The 16,660-nt window shown below is 56.0% G+C and carries 18 protein-coding genes; 4 read left to right on the top strand and 14 right to left on the bottom strand.

From position 1 onward, the window contains the following. Positions 1–52: 52 nt before the first annotated feature. From A4308_RS16100 to ppk2, 3 genes are all read right to left on the bottom strand, one after another. A complete protein-coding gene (locus A4308_RS16100) occupies positions 53–376 on the bottom strand; it encodes a CcdB family protein (RefSeq protein ID WP_045282134.1) in 324 nt (107 codons plus the stop codon). Continuing rightward, positions 376–564 (bottom strand): hypothetical protein, encoded by a 189-nt coding sequence (locus A4308_RS16095; RefSeq protein ID WP_045282133.1) that lies wholly within the window; start codon positions 562–564, stop codon positions 376–378. The genes A4308_RS16100 and A4308_RS16095 overlap by 1 nt, the downstream gene beginning before the upstream one ends. 102 nt (positions 565–666) lie before the next feature. Further along, positions 667–1,485, bottom strand: a complete 819-nt coding sequence (gene ppk2 / locus A4308_RS16090; protein WP_045282132.1) for a polyphosphate kinase 2 — start codon at positions 1,483–1,485, stop codon at positions 667–669. Between the two features lie 166 nt (positions 1,486–1,651). Here ppk2 and araJ point away from each other — a divergent pair, with 166 nt between their 5' ends. Further along, on the top strand, positions 1,652–2,827 hold the full coding sequence (araJ, locus tag A4308_RS16085; RefSeq protein ID WP_045282131.1) for an MFS transporter AraJ: 1,176 nt from the start codon (positions 1,652–1,654) through the stop codon (positions 2,825–2,827). Between the two features lie 40 nt (positions 2,828–2,867). On the opposite strand, the gene adhP is transcribed toward araJ, so the two are convergent. The 6 genes from adhP to A4308_RS16055 form a co-directional block, all read right to left on the bottom strand. Continuing rightward, positions 2,868–3,878: an alcohol dehydrogenase AdhP gene (gene adhP, locus A4308_RS16080; RefSeq protein ID WP_023330465.1), complete on the bottom strand. Its 1,011-nt coding sequence runs from the start codon at positions 3,876–3,878 to the stop codon at positions 2,868–2,870. 196 nt (positions 3,879–4,074) lie between these two features. Continuing rightward, positions 4,075–5,784, bottom strand: coding sequence for an ABC-F family ATP-binding cassette domain-containing protein (locus A4308_RS16075; protein WP_045282130.1), 1,710 nt, complete (start codon positions 5,782–5,784; stop codon positions 4,075–4,077). A 344-nt stretch (positions 5,785–6,128) separates the two neighbouring features. Next, entirely contained in the window at positions 6,129–7,826 is a 1,698-nt protein-coding gene (locus tag A4308_RS16070) for an NAD-dependent malic enzyme (RefSeq protein WP_023330463.1), read from the bottom strand. A gap of 176 nt (positions 7,827–8,002) precedes the next feature. Next, positions 8,003–8,140 (bottom strand): stationary-phase-induced ribosome-associated protein, encoded by a 138-nt coding sequence (gene sra, locus A4308_RS16065; RefSeq protein ID WP_008501714.1) that lies wholly within the window; start codon positions 8,138–8,140, stop codon positions 8,003–8,005. 95 nt (positions 8,141–8,235) lie between these two features. Continuing rightward, positions 8,236–8,451: a biofilm-dependent modulation protein gene (gene bdm / locus A4308_RS16060; protein ID WP_014883903.1), complete on the bottom strand. Its 216-nt coding sequence runs from the start codon at positions 8,449–8,451 to the stop codon at positions 8,236–8,238. Between the two features lie 232 nt (positions 8,452–8,683). Continuing rightward, positions 8,684–9,535, bottom strand: a complete 852-nt coding sequence (locus tag A4308_RS16055) for a Vmh family MBL fold metallo-hydrolase (RefSeq protein ID WP_032628979.1) — start codon at positions 9,533–9,535, stop codon at positions 8,684–8,686. 110 nt (positions 9,536–9,645) lie between these two features. On the opposite strand from A4308_RS16055, the gene A4308_RS16050 reads away from it, so the two are divergent. Together A4308_RS16050 and A4308_RS16045 are read left to right on the top strand one after the other, a co-directional pair. Continuing rightward, positions 9,646–10,527 carry a LysR family transcriptional regulator gene (locus A4308_RS16050; RefSeq protein ID WP_014883901.1) on the top strand — a complete coding sequence of 294 codons (882 nt, stop codon included), beginning with the start codon at positions 9,646–9,648 and terminating at the stop codon, positions 10,525–10,527. Between the two features lie 75 nt (positions 10,528–10,602). Then, the gene (locus tag A4308_RS16045; protein WP_045282129.1) at positions 10,603–11,031 is read left to right on the top strand and encodes an OsmC family protein; all 429 of its coding nucleotides are present in this window, start codon (positions 10,603–10,605) and stop codon (positions 11,029–11,031) included. Positions 11,032–11,054: 23 nt separating this feature from the next. Here the strand turns inward: A4308_RS16045 and A4308_RS16040 are convergent, their stop codons facing one another. Next, complete coding sequence (locus A4308_RS16040; protein ID WP_045282128.1) at positions 11,055–11,960, bottom strand: LysR family transcriptional regulator; 906 nt, start codon at positions 11,958–11,960, stop codon at positions 11,055–11,057. Between the two features lie 133 nt (positions 11,961–12,093). On the opposite strand from A4308_RS16040, the gene A4308_RS16035 reads away from it, so the two are divergent. Further along, entirely contained in the window at positions 12,094–12,843 is a 750-nt protein-coding gene (locus A4308_RS16035) for an SDR family NAD(P)-dependent oxidoreductase (RefSeq protein WP_023337325.1), read from the top strand. On the opposite strand, the gene A4308_RS16030 is transcribed toward A4308_RS16035, so the two are convergent. From A4308_RS16030 to A4308_RS16015, 4 genes are read right to left on the bottom strand one after another with little or no spacing between them, the layout of a single operon-like run. Continuing rightward, positions 12,840–13,769 carry an oligopeptide/dipeptide ABC transporter ATP-binding protein gene (locus tag A4308_RS16030; protein ID WP_045282127.1) on the bottom strand — a complete coding sequence of 310 codons (930 nt, stop codon included), beginning with the start codon at positions 13,767–13,769 and terminating at the stop codon, positions 12,840–12,842. The genes A4308_RS16035 and A4308_RS16030 overlap by 4 nt on opposite strands. Next, a complete protein-coding gene (locus tag A4308_RS16025; protein ID WP_014883896.1) occupies positions 13,762–14,748 on the bottom strand; it encodes an ABC transporter ATP-binding protein in 987 nt (328 codons plus the stop codon). The genes A4308_RS16030 and A4308_RS16025 overlap by 8 nt, the downstream gene beginning before the upstream one ends. Continuing rightward, the gene (ddpC, locus tag A4308_RS16020) at positions 14,745–15,641 is read right to left on the bottom strand and encodes a D,D-dipeptide ABC transporter permease (RefSeq protein WP_014883895.1); all 897 of its coding nucleotides are present in this window, start codon (positions 15,639–15,641) and stop codon (positions 14,745–14,747) included. The genes A4308_RS16025 and ddpC overlap by 4 nt, the downstream gene beginning before the upstream one ends. Further along, complete coding sequence (locus A4308_RS16015) at positions 15,638–16,660, bottom strand: ABC transporter permease (RefSeq protein ID WP_014883894.1); 1,023 nt, start codon at positions 16,658–16,660, stop codon at positions 15,638–15,640. The genes ddpC and A4308_RS16015 overlap by 4 nt, the downstream gene beginning before the upstream one ends.

The following is a 16,660-nucleotide window of genomic DNA, read 5'->3' as shown; positions in this document are numbered from 1 at the left end:
GCCCGGCGGCGCTGCGCTTGCGCGAGCAGGGCAAATGCCTGGCCGACTGGCGTCATGTATTCGTCAATAAACGATCAATTGCGGCTATAACATCATGACGTGTGTTACGTAAATTACAAACAAAATCTTTGGGGTTAATTTTATTGTTGTTAAGGTTGGTTATCATGGGTGAATAAATCAGAAACGTTTCAAAATCGATATTTACGGCTGGTGCCAGCTGACTCTGCCATAACGGTAATTTATTCACTCTCGCAAGTGGCACAATTACGCGCGTGGCAAGATCATCATAATAATCATCCTGAATGAGCATGTAGTAAGGCAGCTTATCCCTGGTTGTTGTAGAGGTATTCCGGTAAACATTAAATTGTCTCAGCATTAAAGCACCCTGAAAAACTCATCATCAGTAATGGTTCCATGTTTTTCCACAAATTCATTCATTGAGTGAATGAATGAACGATCCGCATCTGATGACTGACACGGCGCAACGGAGTCTGGTGAGGTATGGCCCGACGGTACTGTTGGTTTAATGCTTCGCGAGAGGGTGTGGTCAACTGTGTGTTTCATTCGTATCTCCTTTGTTGGTGCGGCCATTATCAACCGCAGCCAACAAAAAACAATACCTTTTCCCCTGGTAATCTACATTCTGCGAGCCGTCTTCCAGTAATCTTAGAACCGCTCTTCCACATAACGGAACGGGTATTTCGTCGGTTTCACTTTGTCAATTTTACGTTTCGGTAATTCCACCTTTTCAACGTGAATTTCTTTATACGGGATCTGCGTCAGGAGATGCGAAATAATATTCAGCCGCACGCGTTTTTTATCTTCCGAACGGGCCACATACCACGGTGCCCAGGCGGTATCGGTTGCCGCAAACATGGCATCGCGCGCTACGGTATATTCATCCCACAGGTTAAACGATTTAATATCCATCGGCGAGAGCTTCCATATTTTACGACCGTCGTTAATACGGTCACGTAAACGGCGCTCCTGCTCTTTCGGTGTCACCTCAAGCCAGTACTTCAGCAGAATAATCCCGGCATCAACCATCGCTTTTTCCATCACCGGCGTACCGTCGAGAAACTTCTCCACCTGTTCCGGCGTGCAGAACCCCATGACCCGCTCGACGCCCGCGCGGTTGTACCAGCTTCGGTCGAATATCACGATCTCCCCGGCAGCGGGCAGATGGGGAACATAACGCTGAAAATAGAGCTGGGTTTTCTCTTTCTCGGTGGGTGCGGGAAGAGCAACAACGCGGAAAACGCGCGGGCTGACGCGCTCGGTGATCGCTTTTATGGTGCCGCCTTTACCGGCGCCATCGCGCCCTTCAAAAACGATACACACTTTTAACCCTTTGGCGACGACCCACTGCTGGAGCTTCACCAGTTCAACGTGGAGGCGACGAAGCTCTTTTTCGTACTCTTTGGTTTTCAGCGGTGCATTTTTTTCGACATCAACAGCGACACTGGTTTTCTTCTTGCTTCCCATGATTGTCATCCTCAGGTTGTCCGGCGCGGGAAAAAGCGAGGCCGCACTATGAAGTGTAATCCACCTGAATTAATGGATTAACGTGTCAGCCAGCTGATTTGAACTGGCTCACCATACAAGTTTGTTCAATAATGCCCGTCGCGAGTTTTTAACCTGTGGTCGTGGTATGAAAAAGACAATGTTTTCGTTGGCGCTTGGCACGTTTGGCCTGGGGATGGCTGAATTTGGCATTATGGGTGTGCTCACCGAACTGGCGCACGATACCGGTATTTCTATTCCCTCGGCCGGGAATATGATTTCGTTTTATGCTTTCGGCGTGGTGATTGGTGCCCCTATTGTGGCGCTCTTTTCGGGCAAGTTCTCGTTAAAAACCACGCTGTTGTTCCTGGTGGCAATGTGCGCTGTCGGCAATGCGTTGTTTACTTTCTCCACGTCCTATTTCTGGCTGGCGCTGGGGCGTTTAATTTCTGGTTTTCCGCACGGGGCCATTTTTGGCGTCGGGGCGATTATCCTCTCTAAAATAGCACCACCGGGGAAGGTAACGGTTGCCGTGGCCGGGATGATCGCCGGTATGACCGTGGCTAACCTGGTCGGTGTCCCGCTGGGTACCTGGCTGGGGCACGCATTTAGCTGGCGCTATACCTTTTTCCTGATTGCGGTGTTTGATGCGCTGGTGATCCTGTCGGTTATCCTTTGGGTGCCACACCTCCATGACAGATCAGAAATCAAATTGACCGAGCAGTTCCAGTTTCTGAAAAGACCAGAACCGTGGCTGATTTTTGCCGCCACTATGTTTGGTAACGCCGGTGTATTTGCGTGGTTCAGCTTCGTTAAGCCCTTTATGGTGAACGTCTCCGGTTTTTCGGAAGGGGTGATGACCGCCATCATGATGCTGATGGGTCTTGGGATGGTGTTGGGCAATCTGTTAAGCGGTAAACTCTCTGGTCGCTTTAGCCCGCTGCGCATTGCCGCCACCACCGATATGGTGATTGTCGCCTCACTGCTGCTGCTTTTTGCCACTGGCGAACAGAAAACGGCCTCGCTGGGCATGGGCTTTATCTGCTGTGCCGGGCTGTTTGCGCTCTCTGCGCCGCTGCAAATCCTCCTTCTGCAAAATGCGAAGGGCGGTGAGATGCTGGGGGCGGCAGGGGGGCAGATGGCATTTAATCTCGGCAGTGCGATTGGCGCGTACTTTGGCGGGATGATGATTACCCTTGGCTTTAGCTGGCGTTACGTCACGCTACCAGCGGCAATACTCTCGTTCTCGGCCATGAGCGCATTGCTGTTGTACGGATATCTGCGGACAAGACAGTCACACGTTAAGGCTCGTACGGCTGTATGAAAACCGCTCCCTTTCGGGAGCGGTGATAAATGTTGAGCGCTTATGAGCGTAAATCGATCACCATACGGCCACGGATCTGGCCTTGTTCCATCTCTTTAAAGATGGCGTTGATGTCTTCGATTGGACGCATTGTCACCTTCGGTACCACTTTACCTTCCGCCGCAAACTGGAACGCTTCCTGCAGATCTTGACGGGTACCAACCAGTGAACCCACCACCTGAATGCCGTCCAGCACCAGGCGCGGAATATCCAGGCTCATCGCTTCCGGTGGCAGACCAACCGCGACCACACGACCACCGGCGCGCACGGCATCTACCGCGGAGTTGAAGGCCGCTTTTGCGACGGCAGTGACGACAGCAGCATGTGCGCCGCCGGTTTTTTCCTGCACAATTTTAGCGGCATCTTCACTGCGGGAGTTGATGGTCAAATCCGCACCCATGCTGGCGGCAAGCTTCAGCTGTTCGTCATTAACATCCAGCGCGATGACTTTGGCGTTAAAGACGTTTTTAGCATACTGCAGCGCAAGGTTGCCCAGCCCACCCAGACCATAAATGGCAATCCACTGGCCCGGTTTAATACCTGAGATCTTCACCGCTTTGTAAGTGGTGACACCTGCGCAGGTGATGCTGCTGGCGGCAGCAGAATCCAGACCGTCCGGTACTTTTACCGCGTAATCGGCGGTGACGATGCACTCTTCCGCCATGCCGCCATCAACGGAGTAACCGGCGTTTTTTACATCGCGGCACAGAGTTTCGTTGCCGGTATTACAGTATTCACAGTGACCACAGCCCTCAAAGAACCAGGCGACGCTTGCGCGATCGCCGACCTTCAGCGACGTCACGCCAGGGCCGATTTCTTTCACGATGCCAATCCCTTCATGGCCCAGGATCACCCCGGTTTTATCGCCAAAGTCACCGTTCTTTACGTGAAGATCGGTATGGCATACGCCACAGCATTCCATCTTCAGCAGGGCTTCCCCGTGCTTGAGCGGGCGCAAGGTTTTTTCGGTAACGTTAACCTGATGATCCTGAGTAACAACAGCAGCCTTCATGTGTATCTCCTTGTTCATGATGAGTATCTGCATAGCAGGTGTAATACTCCTCAAGGATTAATGCTTAAGCGCTGTAATGCAAGGTGCCCGCAACATAATGTCATCATTTAAGGTGATTTCAGAATAAGAAAAGGATGTTCCTCTAATAATTAAGGGGGAAAATACTGGCCCGACGAGAGGCTCGCCGGGCGCAGCGTTACAGCTGTGCTTCTATCTCCTTAATTTCTTTACGCCATTGTGCCTGTAGCTGCGGTTTTTGATGCTTTGGCTTCCGCGCGAGATCGTCTTCCAGCAATGTTTCCAGCGCGACAAGCCGTTCAAGCAGATCGTCAGAGGGGGATACAGGCATGGTCGTGGCGTCGACGGGAGCTGGGGATGTTACCAGTCCCGCGCTTTCACGCAGCCGCTCGAATACCGCTTCTGCATCATGCCATTCGCTCAGCTTTCCCTCTTCAATTAACCAGAAACGGTTGCAGCTTTGGCTAATTAACTGACGGTCGTGGCTGACCAGCAGGACGCCGCCCTCAAACTGCTGCAGGGTTTGCGCCAGCGCCTCTTTGCCCTCCATGTCGAGATGGTTGGTCGGCTCATCGAGCATCAGCAGGCTATAGCGGGCAAGCGTCAGGCCGACAAACAGCAGTCGAGAGCGTTCGCCACCGCTGAGCGTACTGACGTTTTGTCCGTGACGCGCCCACGGAAATCCGGCGCTGATGAGCGCCATTTTTCTGTGTTGCGGGTCGGGCGCGAACGGCTCCAGCGCGTCAAACAGTGTGGCGTCATCCGGCAGCTGGTTCAGCGTCTGATCGTAATAGCCAGCTGACACGCGTGGATGAAGTTTCAGCCCCGTTTCGCTCTGCTCATCACTAAAACAGCGCCAGATAAGCTTCATCAGGGACGATTTTCCGCAGCCGTTACGACCCACAATCGCCACGCGATCGCCGCTTTTCAGACGCGCGATGTCGATGTTAAACAGCTCAGAAAGCCCCGGCGCAGGCGGCACGCCAAGGTTTTCTATCTCCAGCAGTCGGTCGGCGCGAAGCGCATCGCCGCGCAGGGTTAACGTCCACTGGCTGCCAGCCGTAAGTGCCGTCTGGCTCTCCTTCAGCCGTTCGACCTGTTTTTCCATCTGTTTGGCTTTCCGGGCCAGGTCTTCGTTATCGTAAACCTTGCCCCAGGTCGCCAGCCGCTTCGCGCTGGCGGTCACGCGGTCGATCTCCTTTTGCTCCGCCTTGTGGCGCTGCGCGTCGCTTTCATCTTTTGCTTCAAGCGCCTTGCGTGCGGCCGTGCAGGGAAGGGCAAAGTAGTGCAGCGTTTTATCGCGCAGGATCCAGCTGCCGTTCGTGACGGCATCCAGCAACTGTCGGTCGTGCGAGACCAGCACGAAGCTGCCTGACCAGTTCTGTAAAAAATGTTCCAGCCAGAGCATGGTCGGCAAATCGAGGTGGTTACTGGGTTCATCCAGCAGGAGCAGATCCGGCTCGTGAATCAACGCCCGCGCCAGCAGCAGCCGGGTGTGTTGCCCACCGCTCAGCGTGGCGGAGCGCAGCGTCATATCCTGCGGGGTAAAGCCCATGCCGGCCAGCAGCGTTTCGGCTTTCCAGCGCAGGCTATCGCGCTCAGCTAAAGGCAGCTGTGCGAGTACGGCATCCAGCATGGTCAGCGGGAAAATAGCGTCCGGAAGATGTTGCTCAACGCGCGCCATCAGGCAGTGCCCGGCCAGCGCTACCGTACCGGCGGCGGGGGAGTCTGTGCCGTCCAGCACCTTTAAAAGCGTACTTTTTCCGCAGCCGTTATCGCCCAGCAGGCCAATGCGGTCGCCTTTTTTCAGCGTAAAAGAAAGGGAGTCGAAGAGCGTGCCAAACGCCGTATCAACACGTAAAGATTGTGCAGTGAGTAAAGTGCTCATTGTTGCTTACCCAAGAGTTACAGGCATGTTTATGCCTCGTCAAACATCGCTGACGATAACTCAGTAAGCCCGAGAGAAGGGATTTCAGGGGTTGGTGTCTTCGCTCAAGCAGAAGTTATCGCAGCACGATACCGATAACGCTTGAGCGGGTGCGATCACCAAATGTATGTGAAACATTGAAAATTTCACAGTACAGCATAATTGGCCTCCTTATATATTCAGTAGGTTAATGGATGAAAGGAGTGTAGCGGGGGAAAGGGGGTTTGGCTAGTGGGATTCGATGATGCGGTCTGATGCCCTCACCCTAACCCTCTCCCACGGGGAGAGGGAACGGTCGGAGCGAATTAAATCGAGGTACGGCGATAGCTGCGGTATTCAGGCATCCAGAAGTTATCGTCAATAGCCTGCTGCAGCGCGTCGGCAGAGGTTTTCACTGCCACGCCCTGCTGCTGCGCCATTTTACCTACCGCAAACGCGATAGCGCGCGACACCTTGTGGATGTCCTTCAGCTCAGGCAGTACCAGCCCTTCACCATCATTGACCAGCGGCGAGTGGCCCGCGAGGGTTTCGCTCGCGGACATCAGCATCTCATCGGTAATGCGAGACGCGCCGGAGGCGATCACGCCCAGACCAATACCCGGGAAGATATAGGAGTTGTTGCACTGGGCAATCGGATAGGTTTTATCCTTCCATACCACCGGATCGAACGGGCTGCCGGTCGCAACCAGCGCGTTACCTTCGGTCCAGGCGATGATGTCCTGCGGCGTCGCTTCTACGCGGGAGGTCGGGTTGGAAAGCGGCATCACGATAGGGCGCTCGCAGTGCTTGTGCATCTCACGAATAATCTCTTCCGTGAAGAGGCCGGTTTGTCCGGAAACGCCGATCAGAATATCCGGCTTCACGTTGCGCACCACGTCCAGCAGGGAGAGGACTTCGTTGTCAGTATCCCAGTTTTTCAGGTTCTCGCGTTTCTGCACCAGTTTGGTCTGGAACGGCAGCAGGTTCGGCATACCGTCGGTCAGCAGGCCGAAACGGTCAACCATAAACACGCGGGAGCGGGCCAGTTCTTCACTCAGACCTTCACGCTGCGTCTGGGCAATAATCTGTTCGGCGATACCGCAGCCTGCGGAGCCTGCCCCGAGGAAGACGATTTTCTGGTAGCTCAGCTGGCTGCCGGCTGCGCGGCTGGCGGCGATAAGCGTACCCACGGTCACGGCTGCGGTGCCCTGGATATCGTCGTTAAAGGAGCAGATCTCATCGCGATAGCGGTTCAGCAGCGGCATCGCGTTCTTCTGCGCAAAGTCTTCGAACTGCAGCAGCACGTCCGGCCAGCGGTGTTTCACGGCCTGGATGAAATCGTCGACAAACTGGTAGTACTCTTCGTCGGTAATACGCGGATGACGCCAGCCCATATACAGGGGATCGTTCAACAGCTGCTGGTTATTGGTACCCACATCCAGCACCACCGGCAGGGTATACGCCGGGCTGATGCCGCCACAGGCGGTGTACAGTGACAGCTTACCGATCGGAATACCCATCCCGCCGATGCCCTGGTCACCCAGACCCAAAATGCGCTCGCCGTCAGTCACCACAATGACTTTGATGTTGTGGTTAGGCACGTTCTGCAGAATATCGTCCATGTTGTGACGGTTCTGGTAAGAAATGAATACCCCGCGGGAGCGACGGTAGATCTCAGAGAAACGCTCGCAGGCAGCACCCACGGTCGGGGTATAGATCACCGGCATCATCTCTTCCAGATGGTTCTGCACCAGGCGGTAGAAGAGGGTTTCATTGGTGTCCTGAATGTTGCGCAGGTAGATGTGCTTGTCGATTTCGGTTTTGAAGCCCTGATACTGGATCCACGCGCGCTCTGCCTGTTCTTCGATGGTTTCAACCACTTCGGGCAGTAAACCCAGCAGGTTGAAGCTGCTGCGCTCTTCCATGCTGAAGGCGCTACCTTTGTTGAGCAGGGGGAATTCGAGTAAAACCGGTCCGGCATAAGGGATATATAAGGAACGATGTTTTTTCAGTTTGTTGTCCATGTCACTCACTCTTTTTTTGAAGATCCGTCCCTGACACTGCTGTTTGTCATCTTTCTGGCCTGTGCGATGGGGTGCGGTCGGGCGGTATTATAAAGGAGCTGAATATTAATTACCGCAACACATAAACAAAAACACCATCGGTTTTGCCGATGGTGTTCTCTGTCTCAGTCTGGAACTTACTTGCCCGCGTGGCGTTTTCTGCCGGTGGCGTGAGTGACTTGCGTTTCGTGGTCGCCTTCAATCACCACTTTACGCTGATTAGAAAGCTTGTAGTTCAGTCCCAGAATGTGGCGTGCCTGACGGTTCGATTTCATGTTAACTCCTCAATCCTGTTGATAGTTTTAAGGACCAGTTTGCTTACGCAAACGAAATGTAACCCCTTAGGTTGCAGATCCAGCTTAGCAGGTTTTTACAAAGGTGCGTTTCGCCCGCTGACGACGTAGTTAATGGTCTGCTGGTAGATGTCACTGAGGATGTCATTATCCGTGGATTCCACCCACCTGGTCAGTTCCATCAAAATGTCATCTTCAGTCACAGCACCGTGTTCGGCGTGAAGACCCTGCGCAATCGCGTTAACGAGCTCAGGTTGTGCTGCTGTAGTATTAGCCGGGTAATAAGTAAACATGCTGCCTCCGTGTCGTTGTCTGTTTAATGGTACGGCTCGCAAAAAATGTAATTCATAAACAGAATGGCAAATATTTTACCCGTTGTGGCTAAGATTCATCTTAGAAACGAAAATGTCATAAGTGCATGCTTTTATGCACTTTTAAATCGTGGGGATAAATGGACGTTGGGCAACGAGGATATTTGGGCGGTGCTCCTGCTATGGGGGAAATATAGCAGGAGCCGTTTTTAACTTACCACTTCATTTCGCCGGTATTTACTTTGGCACTTAATTCCAGGGAGCTCTCTTCGGCAAGATCCGGGTACTGTTTTTTCATCGCGCCGATAACGCCCGCGGAGTCTTTGTGTGCGGATAAAGCCTGTTCAAAATGCTGCAGGTAGCCACGCGTAAAATCAATCGCGCCCGTTCCGGCAGGCGGAGTCCCAAGATAGTGACCCGGGATCACGCGTTCAGGTTTGTGCGCAGCCATATTGTCCAGGGTTTGCTGCCACTGCTGGCGGCGAGCAGGCGTCTGGGTATCTGCCGTCCAGACGTGAATACCCCAGGAGACACCGGTGCCACCGAGGATCGTTTTCGCAGACGGGATCCACACGTAAGCCGCGTAACTGTCTGGTTGTTCAATGTCGATCTTTTCCCCGTCAACCATAAACGTGGTTGAGGCGAGCACCTGCGGAACGACCAGCGTCGTTGGCGCGCCGTCTTTCATCTGCGGGCCCCAGAAGGCGAGTTTGGCGTCTTTGGTGGCCTTAATATGGTCAACCACCTGCTGCGTGGCCACCACTTTGGCATTCGGGAAGGCTTTTACCAGCGGTTGCAGACCAAAATAGAAATCCGGATCGCCGGAAGTGATCACAATCTTGTTCAGCGTTTTACCGCTGCGGCGAATTTTCTCCACCAGCGCTTCGCCATCTTTCACGCTGAACTGAGCGTCAAACAGAACGGCTTCTTTCGGGCCAGAGACCAGCGTGGAAGAGACCGCGAAAATGCCTTTTTCCTGCGGGTTATACGTGTCAATCGTCAACGGCGCGGCAAAAACAGCCGGTGTGAAAAGGGCGCAAAGCAATGCAAGGCGAGTAAGCTTCATCATCATGTCTCTGTGGTTCAGGAAAGTCTCTATTGTACGGATATTTGTATTTGCCAGAATTCCTGAAACAAGACATGCTTAGTTTCATAAATCGAGCAAATGGAGCGTATATGGATCGCGTTATTGCCGCTCAGGTCTACAACCGGATATGCGAGCTGGGAAGTTTGAGCGCGGCGGCCCGCGCATTGGGGATCTCGCGACCGATGGTGAGCCGCTACCTGGAACAAATGGAAAAGTGGGCGGGAACACGGCTGGTTAACCGCTCCACGCGCAAGCTGACGCTGACGGCAGCCGGCGAAAAAGTGTTGCAGAAAACGCGGACGCTTTCGCAGCTCTCGCAGGAGATTGAGGGCCAGTCGGAGAAAGATTTGCCGTCAGGCACGCTGCGGGTCGCCTGTGCACACTTTACCGCCATGCACCTGATTGCGCCGGTGCTCCCCGGGCTGCTCGCGCGCTACCCGCAGCTGCGCATCGAGCTGGATGTGAACAACCACCCGGTGAGCCTGGTAGGGGAGCGTATTGATGTCGCCGTACGCATTACCGACACCCCCGAACCGGGCATGATCGCCCGCCGACTCGGGGAGTGTCGTTCAGTCCTTTGCGCCTCGCCGGACTATCTTGCTCAGCACGGAACGCCCGTCAGTCCCGAAGATTTAGCGCAGCATAATTGCCTGCACTACAGTTTTTTCGCCGGGCAGTCCTGGCATTTTCTTACGCCGGAAGGTGAAAGCCTGAGCGTGGCCGTCAGCGGCAACCTGAGCGCCAGCATCTCATCGCTGTTGATGGACGCCGCGATTAACCACTGCGGTATCGCCATGTTGCCGGAGCGTGAGGCATCTGACGCGCTGGCGCAGGGATTACTGGTGCCGGTTCTGAGCGTGCTGGAGCCGAAACCGCTTGCCATCCATGGCATTTACCAGTCCCGGGAATATCAACCTGCCGCACTGCGCGCATTCCTTGATGCACTGGCGCAACATGTGTTCAGTGGCTAAGACTCTTCTGTCTTCGCCGCAGAATCTGAGTAGCCTTCTATACTTAACCCTTTGTAAGCCAAAAGGAGAGCAAGAATGACTATTCATAAGCACGGTTCAGCACACTGGTCTGGCGACATTAAACGCGGGAAAGGAACGGTTTCTACCGAGAGCGGCGTTCTCAATCAGCAGCCTTATGGCTTTAACACCCGCTTTGAGGGTGAAAAGGGGACCAACCCTGAGGAGCTGATTGGCGCGGCACACGCCGCCTGTTTCTCGATGGCGCTTTCGCTGATGCTGGGTGAGGCGGGCTATACCGCCGATTCCATTGATACCACTGCAGACGTCTCGCTGGATAAAACCGACGGCGGTTTTGCCATCACAAAGGTTGCGCTGAAAAGCAAGGTGACTGTTCCCGGCATCGCGCCTCAGCAGTTTGACGGCATCATTCAGAAAGCGAAAGCAGGCTGCCCGGTGTCGCAGCTGCTGAAAGCCGATATCACGCTCGATTACCAACTCAACTAAGCCCCAGCCGGGTTCGCGCCCGGCTATCCCTTCAGCGCGGCGGGGAATACCTCCGCCAGCCAGGCAATAAATACCTTCAGGCGGTGCGTTAAATGCCGGTTTTGGGGGTAAACCACATGAAACGGATAGGCCGCAGGGCGCCAGTCGCTCAGGATTGCCGTCAATGTTCCCGTCTGCAAATAGTGGTTTGCCGAATACTCAAAAGTCTGAACAATCCCAAGTCCCGCCGCGGCAGCCGCGAGATGGGCATTGCTTTCATTGACGCCGAGATAGTGTGGAATGCTGATTTCCAGCGCCTCGCCATCCTGTCTGAAGCGAAACGGAAAGGCCCGCCCGGTGACCGGAGAGAGATAGCTTATCAATTTGTGGCCGTTGCGCAGCTCCTGCGGATAGGCCGGGACGCCATGATTCTTCAGATAACCCGGCGTCGCGCAGGTAACCATTTCAGCATTGCCGAGATGTCGGGCAATAAGTGTTGAGTCGTTCAGCGGGCCGCCGCGAATAACACAGTCTACGTTACCGCTGATTAAGTCTACGGGCCGGTCGGCCACCCCAAGATCGATCCGGATATCCGGGTAGCGCTGCATGAAATCTGGTAGCAGGGGGATGAGCACGTCGCGGGCGGTGGAGCCGCCGATGTCGACGCGCAGATGCCCCTTTGGCGTCGCGCGAGAAACGCGAAAAGAGGTGTCAATATCTTCGATATCAATCAACACCCTGAGTGCTTTTTCATAGTATTCCGCCCCCTCAGGCGTGGTGACGACCCGGCGGGTGGTGCGGTGCAGGAGGCGGATCTCAAGATGCGTTTCGAGAGATTTCACCAGCTTGCTCAGGGTGGCTATCGGCATATTCAGCGAATCCGCCGCGCGCGTAAAACTGCCGGATTCCACCACCCGCGTAAAGGCACGCATTGCCATTAACTGGTCCATCAGGCCCTCTGATTATTTCTGTATGTGAATAGTCATTTTCATTTTTGCCCATTTTTCATTAATGCTGCAAGGGCTAAAGTTTGTTCAACGCGAGCGAAAGCGCGCAAATCAAACCCAACAAAAGGTAAATGACATGAACACGACTCTTTCAGGAAAAATTGCGCTGGTAACCGGCGGCAGCACCGGTATTGGTCTTGCCACGGCGCAGGAGCTGGCGGCTCAGGGGGCGAAGGTGTACATCACCGGACGTCGTCAGGCCGAGCTGGACGCGGCGGTGGCTGAAATTGCTTCAACGGCAGTGGGCATTCGTGCGGATGTCTCTAAACTAGGCGATCTGGATGAGGTTTATGCCCGGATTGCAAAAGAGGAAGGCCGTCTGGATATCCTGTTTGCCAATGCGGGGGGCGGCGATATGCTGCCGCTGGGCGCGATCACCGAAGAGCAGTTTGACCGTATTTTCGGTACTAATGTCCGCGGCGTGCTCTTTACGGTGCAGAAGGCGCTGCCGCTGTTATCCGCCGGATCGTCGATTATTCTGACCGGCTCGACGGTCTCCATTAAGGGGACGGCAAACTTTAGCGTATACAGTGCCAGTAAGGCCGCCGTTCGCAACTTTGCCCGCTCCTGGGCGCTGGATTTGCAGGGCCGCGGGATCCGCGTCAACGTGGTGAGTCCGGGCCCAATCAAAACCCCGGGGCTCGGTGATTTGGTGCCGGAAGAACACCGTCAGGGGCTGTACGATGCGCTGGCCGCGCAGGTCCCGCTCGGACGTTTAGGCGCGCCGGGTGAAGTAGGGAAAGCGGTGGCGTTCCTGGCCTCCGATGCGGCCAGCTTTATTAACGCCACCGAGCTGTTTGTGGACGGCGGGATGGCGCAAATCTAACCCAGGCTGCGCCAGCAGCGAACGTGACGGCCCTCGTGAGAGGGCTGTAAAGCCTGGGGATCTTCACACCCCTGCGTGGCCAGCGGGCAACGGTCGCGGAAAAAGCAGCCTTTGGGCAGGTGACGGTTTCCGGGAAGCTCCGTTTTGCGTAACGCCAGCGTTTCATCCAGCGGTTCACCGGTGCGGGGAACCGAATCGAGCAACAGACGGGTATAAGGATGGCGCGGTTCCCCCAGCACCTGCGCGGCGCTGCCCAGCTCCACAATCTGCCCGAGGTACATTACCGCCACGCGGTCACTCATGTGTCGGACCACCGAGACGTTATGCGAAATTAACACATAAGTCAGATTACGCTGCTGTTGCAGGGTCACCAGCAGATTGAGGATTTGCGCCTGCACGGAGATATCCAGCGCACTGGTCGGTTCGTCGAGCACGATGATGTCCGGATCGGACGAGAGAGCCCGGGCGATGGCGATGCGCTGGCGCTGGCCGCCGGAAAAGGCGTGCGGTAGCCGGTCGAGATATTCCGGACGAATGCCAACCTGCAACGCCAGGTTTTCCGCCATCTGTCGGCGTTCCCGTTCGGGGCTGCGTTTTTGCACCCACACCGGCTCGGTGATGATGCGCCAGACCGGCAAGCGCGGATCGAGCGACGAGAGCGGGTCCTGAAACACCATCTGCATGCCGCCCGCGTGGTTTACCCGCTGGTATGCCCCGGTGCTGGGCTTAAGCATGCCCATCAGTAGCTGGGCCAGCGTGCTTTTACCGCAGCCGGATTCCCCGACAATGCCCAGCGTTTCTCCCCGGCGGATCTGCAGATCGAGTCCGTTGAGCGCATGCACCTGCTCGGTGACGCGGCCCAGCCAGTTTTTACGTGCCGCAAAGTTTACGTGCACGCTATCCAGTTCCAGCAGCACATCAGACATGGGGTTTCTCCTGTTGCGGATACCAGCAGGCGGCCTGTTGGCCTTCTGCGCCATGGGGGTGTAAGCGCGGGGTTTCGCTGCATTTCGCCCCGGCGGCAAAGCAGCGATCGCGGAATGCGCATCCCTGCGGAAGCTGGCTGAGGTTGGGGACGGTGCCGGGGATGGCCGGAAGCAGATCGCGCGGCTGACCGTTCTCCGGCGCACACTTCAGCAGGCCAATGGAGTAGGGATGAACAGGGGCATGGATCAGCGTTTGCGTGGCGCCGCTCTCTATCACGCTACCGGCATACATCACATACATTCTGTCGCAGAGCTGGGATACCACGGCCATATCATGGCTGATAAACAGTACAGAGGTGCCGCTGGCCCGCGCCTTATGCTTCAGCAAGCGCAGCACCTGCAGCTGGACGGTAACGTCCAGTGCGGTGGTCGGTTCGTCGGCAATGATCAGCTCCGGCTCGCAGGAGAAGGCAAGGGCGATCATCACCCGCTGGCGCATGCCGCCGGAGAGTTCGAACGGATAACGCGCCATCACCTGGTGCGCGTCCGGGATTTGCATCTCTTCCAGCAGGGTAATCGCCTTTTGTTGCGCCTCCCGCCGGGAAAGTGGCCGATGCTGGCGGATCACCTCCACCATCTGTTTGCCAATCTGTCGCGTCGGATTGAGGGCGGTCATCGGCTCCTGAAAAATCATCGCCACTCTGGCGCCGCGCCACTGGCGGAGCTGTTTCTCAGATGCCGCGAGGACATTTTCACCCAGTAGCATCACCTGGCCCTGATGGATCCGGTAGCTGCCTTCCGGCAGCAGCCGCATGGCGAGCATTGCGGTCACGGATTTCCCCGATCCCGATTCGCCCACCACGCCGACGATCTCACCCCTTTTGATCTCCAGCGAGACGTTATTCAGCGCGTGGACCTCACCGCGAAAAATCGGGAAGCTCAGGTGCAGGTCTTCAATGCGTAATACCGATTCGGTCATGACTGTTTCCCTCCTGACTTCGGATCCAGCAGGTCGCGGATACCGTCACCGAACAGGTTAAAACCCACGGCGGTAATCAAAATGGCCGCACCGGGAAAGGCGCAATACCACCACTGGTCGAGAACGTAGTTACGGCCAACGGCCACCATCGCCCCCCATTCGGCGGTCGGCTGCTGTGCACCCAGGCCAATAAACCCCAGCGTCGCGGCCATCAGAATAGCGCTACCAATGTCCAGCGAAGCCTGCACAATCAGCGGCGGCAGGGCATTGCGCAGAATATGCCAGCGGATCAAATGCCAGCGCGATGCGCCAAACGTGCGGGCGGCCTGCACGTAGGTAAACTGGCGGACCACCAGCGTCTGGCCGCGCGCCAGACGGACGTAAAACGGAATGCGGACAATGGCGATCGCCAGCATGGCGTTAAACAGGCTCGGGCCGAGCGCGGCAGCCAGCGCCATGGTCAGCACCAGAGAGGGTATAGAGAGCATGATGTCCATCACCCGCATGATGATGGCGTCGCCGCGCCCACCCAGTACGCCGGACAAACAGCCCAGCAGCGAGCCAATGCCGCCTGCAATCACCACCACCGCCAGCCCGGCGGCGATCGACTGCTGGCTGCCTGCCAGGACGCGGCTGAACAGATCGCGTCCCACTTCATCGGTACCAAACCAGTGTTGTGCGGACGGTGCCTGCAGACGGGCGGTCAGATCCAGCGCGTTCGGGTCATGCGGCACAATCCACGGTGAGGTCACCATCACCAGGAGCATCGCAATCATAATCACGCCGCCAACTATCGTGAGTGGGCTTTGTCGCAGCATCCAGAACAGTTTTGCCCAGTTGATACGTTGTCTTGCAGTTTTAACCGGGACGGGCGTTTCCTGCGTTAACATCATTCGGCACCTCCGCGCCCAATTCGCGGGTCAATCCACAGATAAAGCAGATCGACCACCAGATTCACCAATACGTAGGCCAGAGAGACGACGACAGCGAAGCCCATCACGGCAGGGAAATCGAGCGCCTGAATGGACGTCACCACCCAGGCACCCATCCCCGGCCAGGCAAAGACGGTTTCGGTCAGTACTGCACCGTACAGCAAATCGCCCAGCGCCAGCCCGAGCACGGTAATCGACGGGATCATCGCATTGGGCAGAGCGTAACGCAGGACGATGTACCAGCCAGGCAGGCCGCTGGCGCGCGCCGTGCGGATGTAGTCCTCGCTAAGCTGCTCCAGCATCGCGGAACGCACCTGACGCGCCACGATGCCCAGGTGAACAAACGCCAGCGTCAGCGAGGGTAAAATCAGATGCTGAAGCGCATTGAGAAAGACCTCGACGTTGCCCTCCAGCAGGGCATCCAGCAGGTAAAACCCGGTGACGTGCGTCGGCGGATCGAGCCAGTCGTCCAGTCTGCCGCCGCCCGGCAGGATCTGCAGGTGCCCGTAGAAAAGCACAATAACGCCCAGACCGAGCCAGAAGGCTGGTGTGGAAATGCCGGTCATCGCCATTAATCGCACCAGATGATCCAGCCAGCGGTTGCGATAGACCGCCGACAAAATCCCCAACGGCACGCCGATGACCAGCGCCAGTAGCAGGGAGCAAAAGGCCAGCTCCAGCGTGGCAGGGAAAAAGGCCTTCAGGTCTTGTGCAACCGGACGTCCGGTACGAATGGACGTGCCGAGATCGCCATGGGCGAGAGCATCGACGTAGCGACCAAACTGGATATACAGCGGCTGATCCAGCCCCAGTTGCTGGCGGATGTTTTGCACGATGTCGTCGCTGGCACGGTCTCCGGCCAGCAGACGGGCCGGATCGCCGGGGATCATGTGTGAAATAATAAAGGTAATGATACAGACACCGGCCACCACCAGGAGTAATCCCCAGCAGCGCTGGCGCACGATGCTCCAGAACGTCAT

The organism is Enterobacter sp. ODB01 (assembly GCF_001623605.1).
GTDB lineage: Bacteria > Pseudomonadota > Gammaproteobacteria > Enterobacterales > Enterobacteriaceae > Enterobacter > Enterobacter kobei.
Note: the sequence above shows the minus strand (reverse complement) of the source record. Positions and strands in the feature narration are given on the sequence as shown.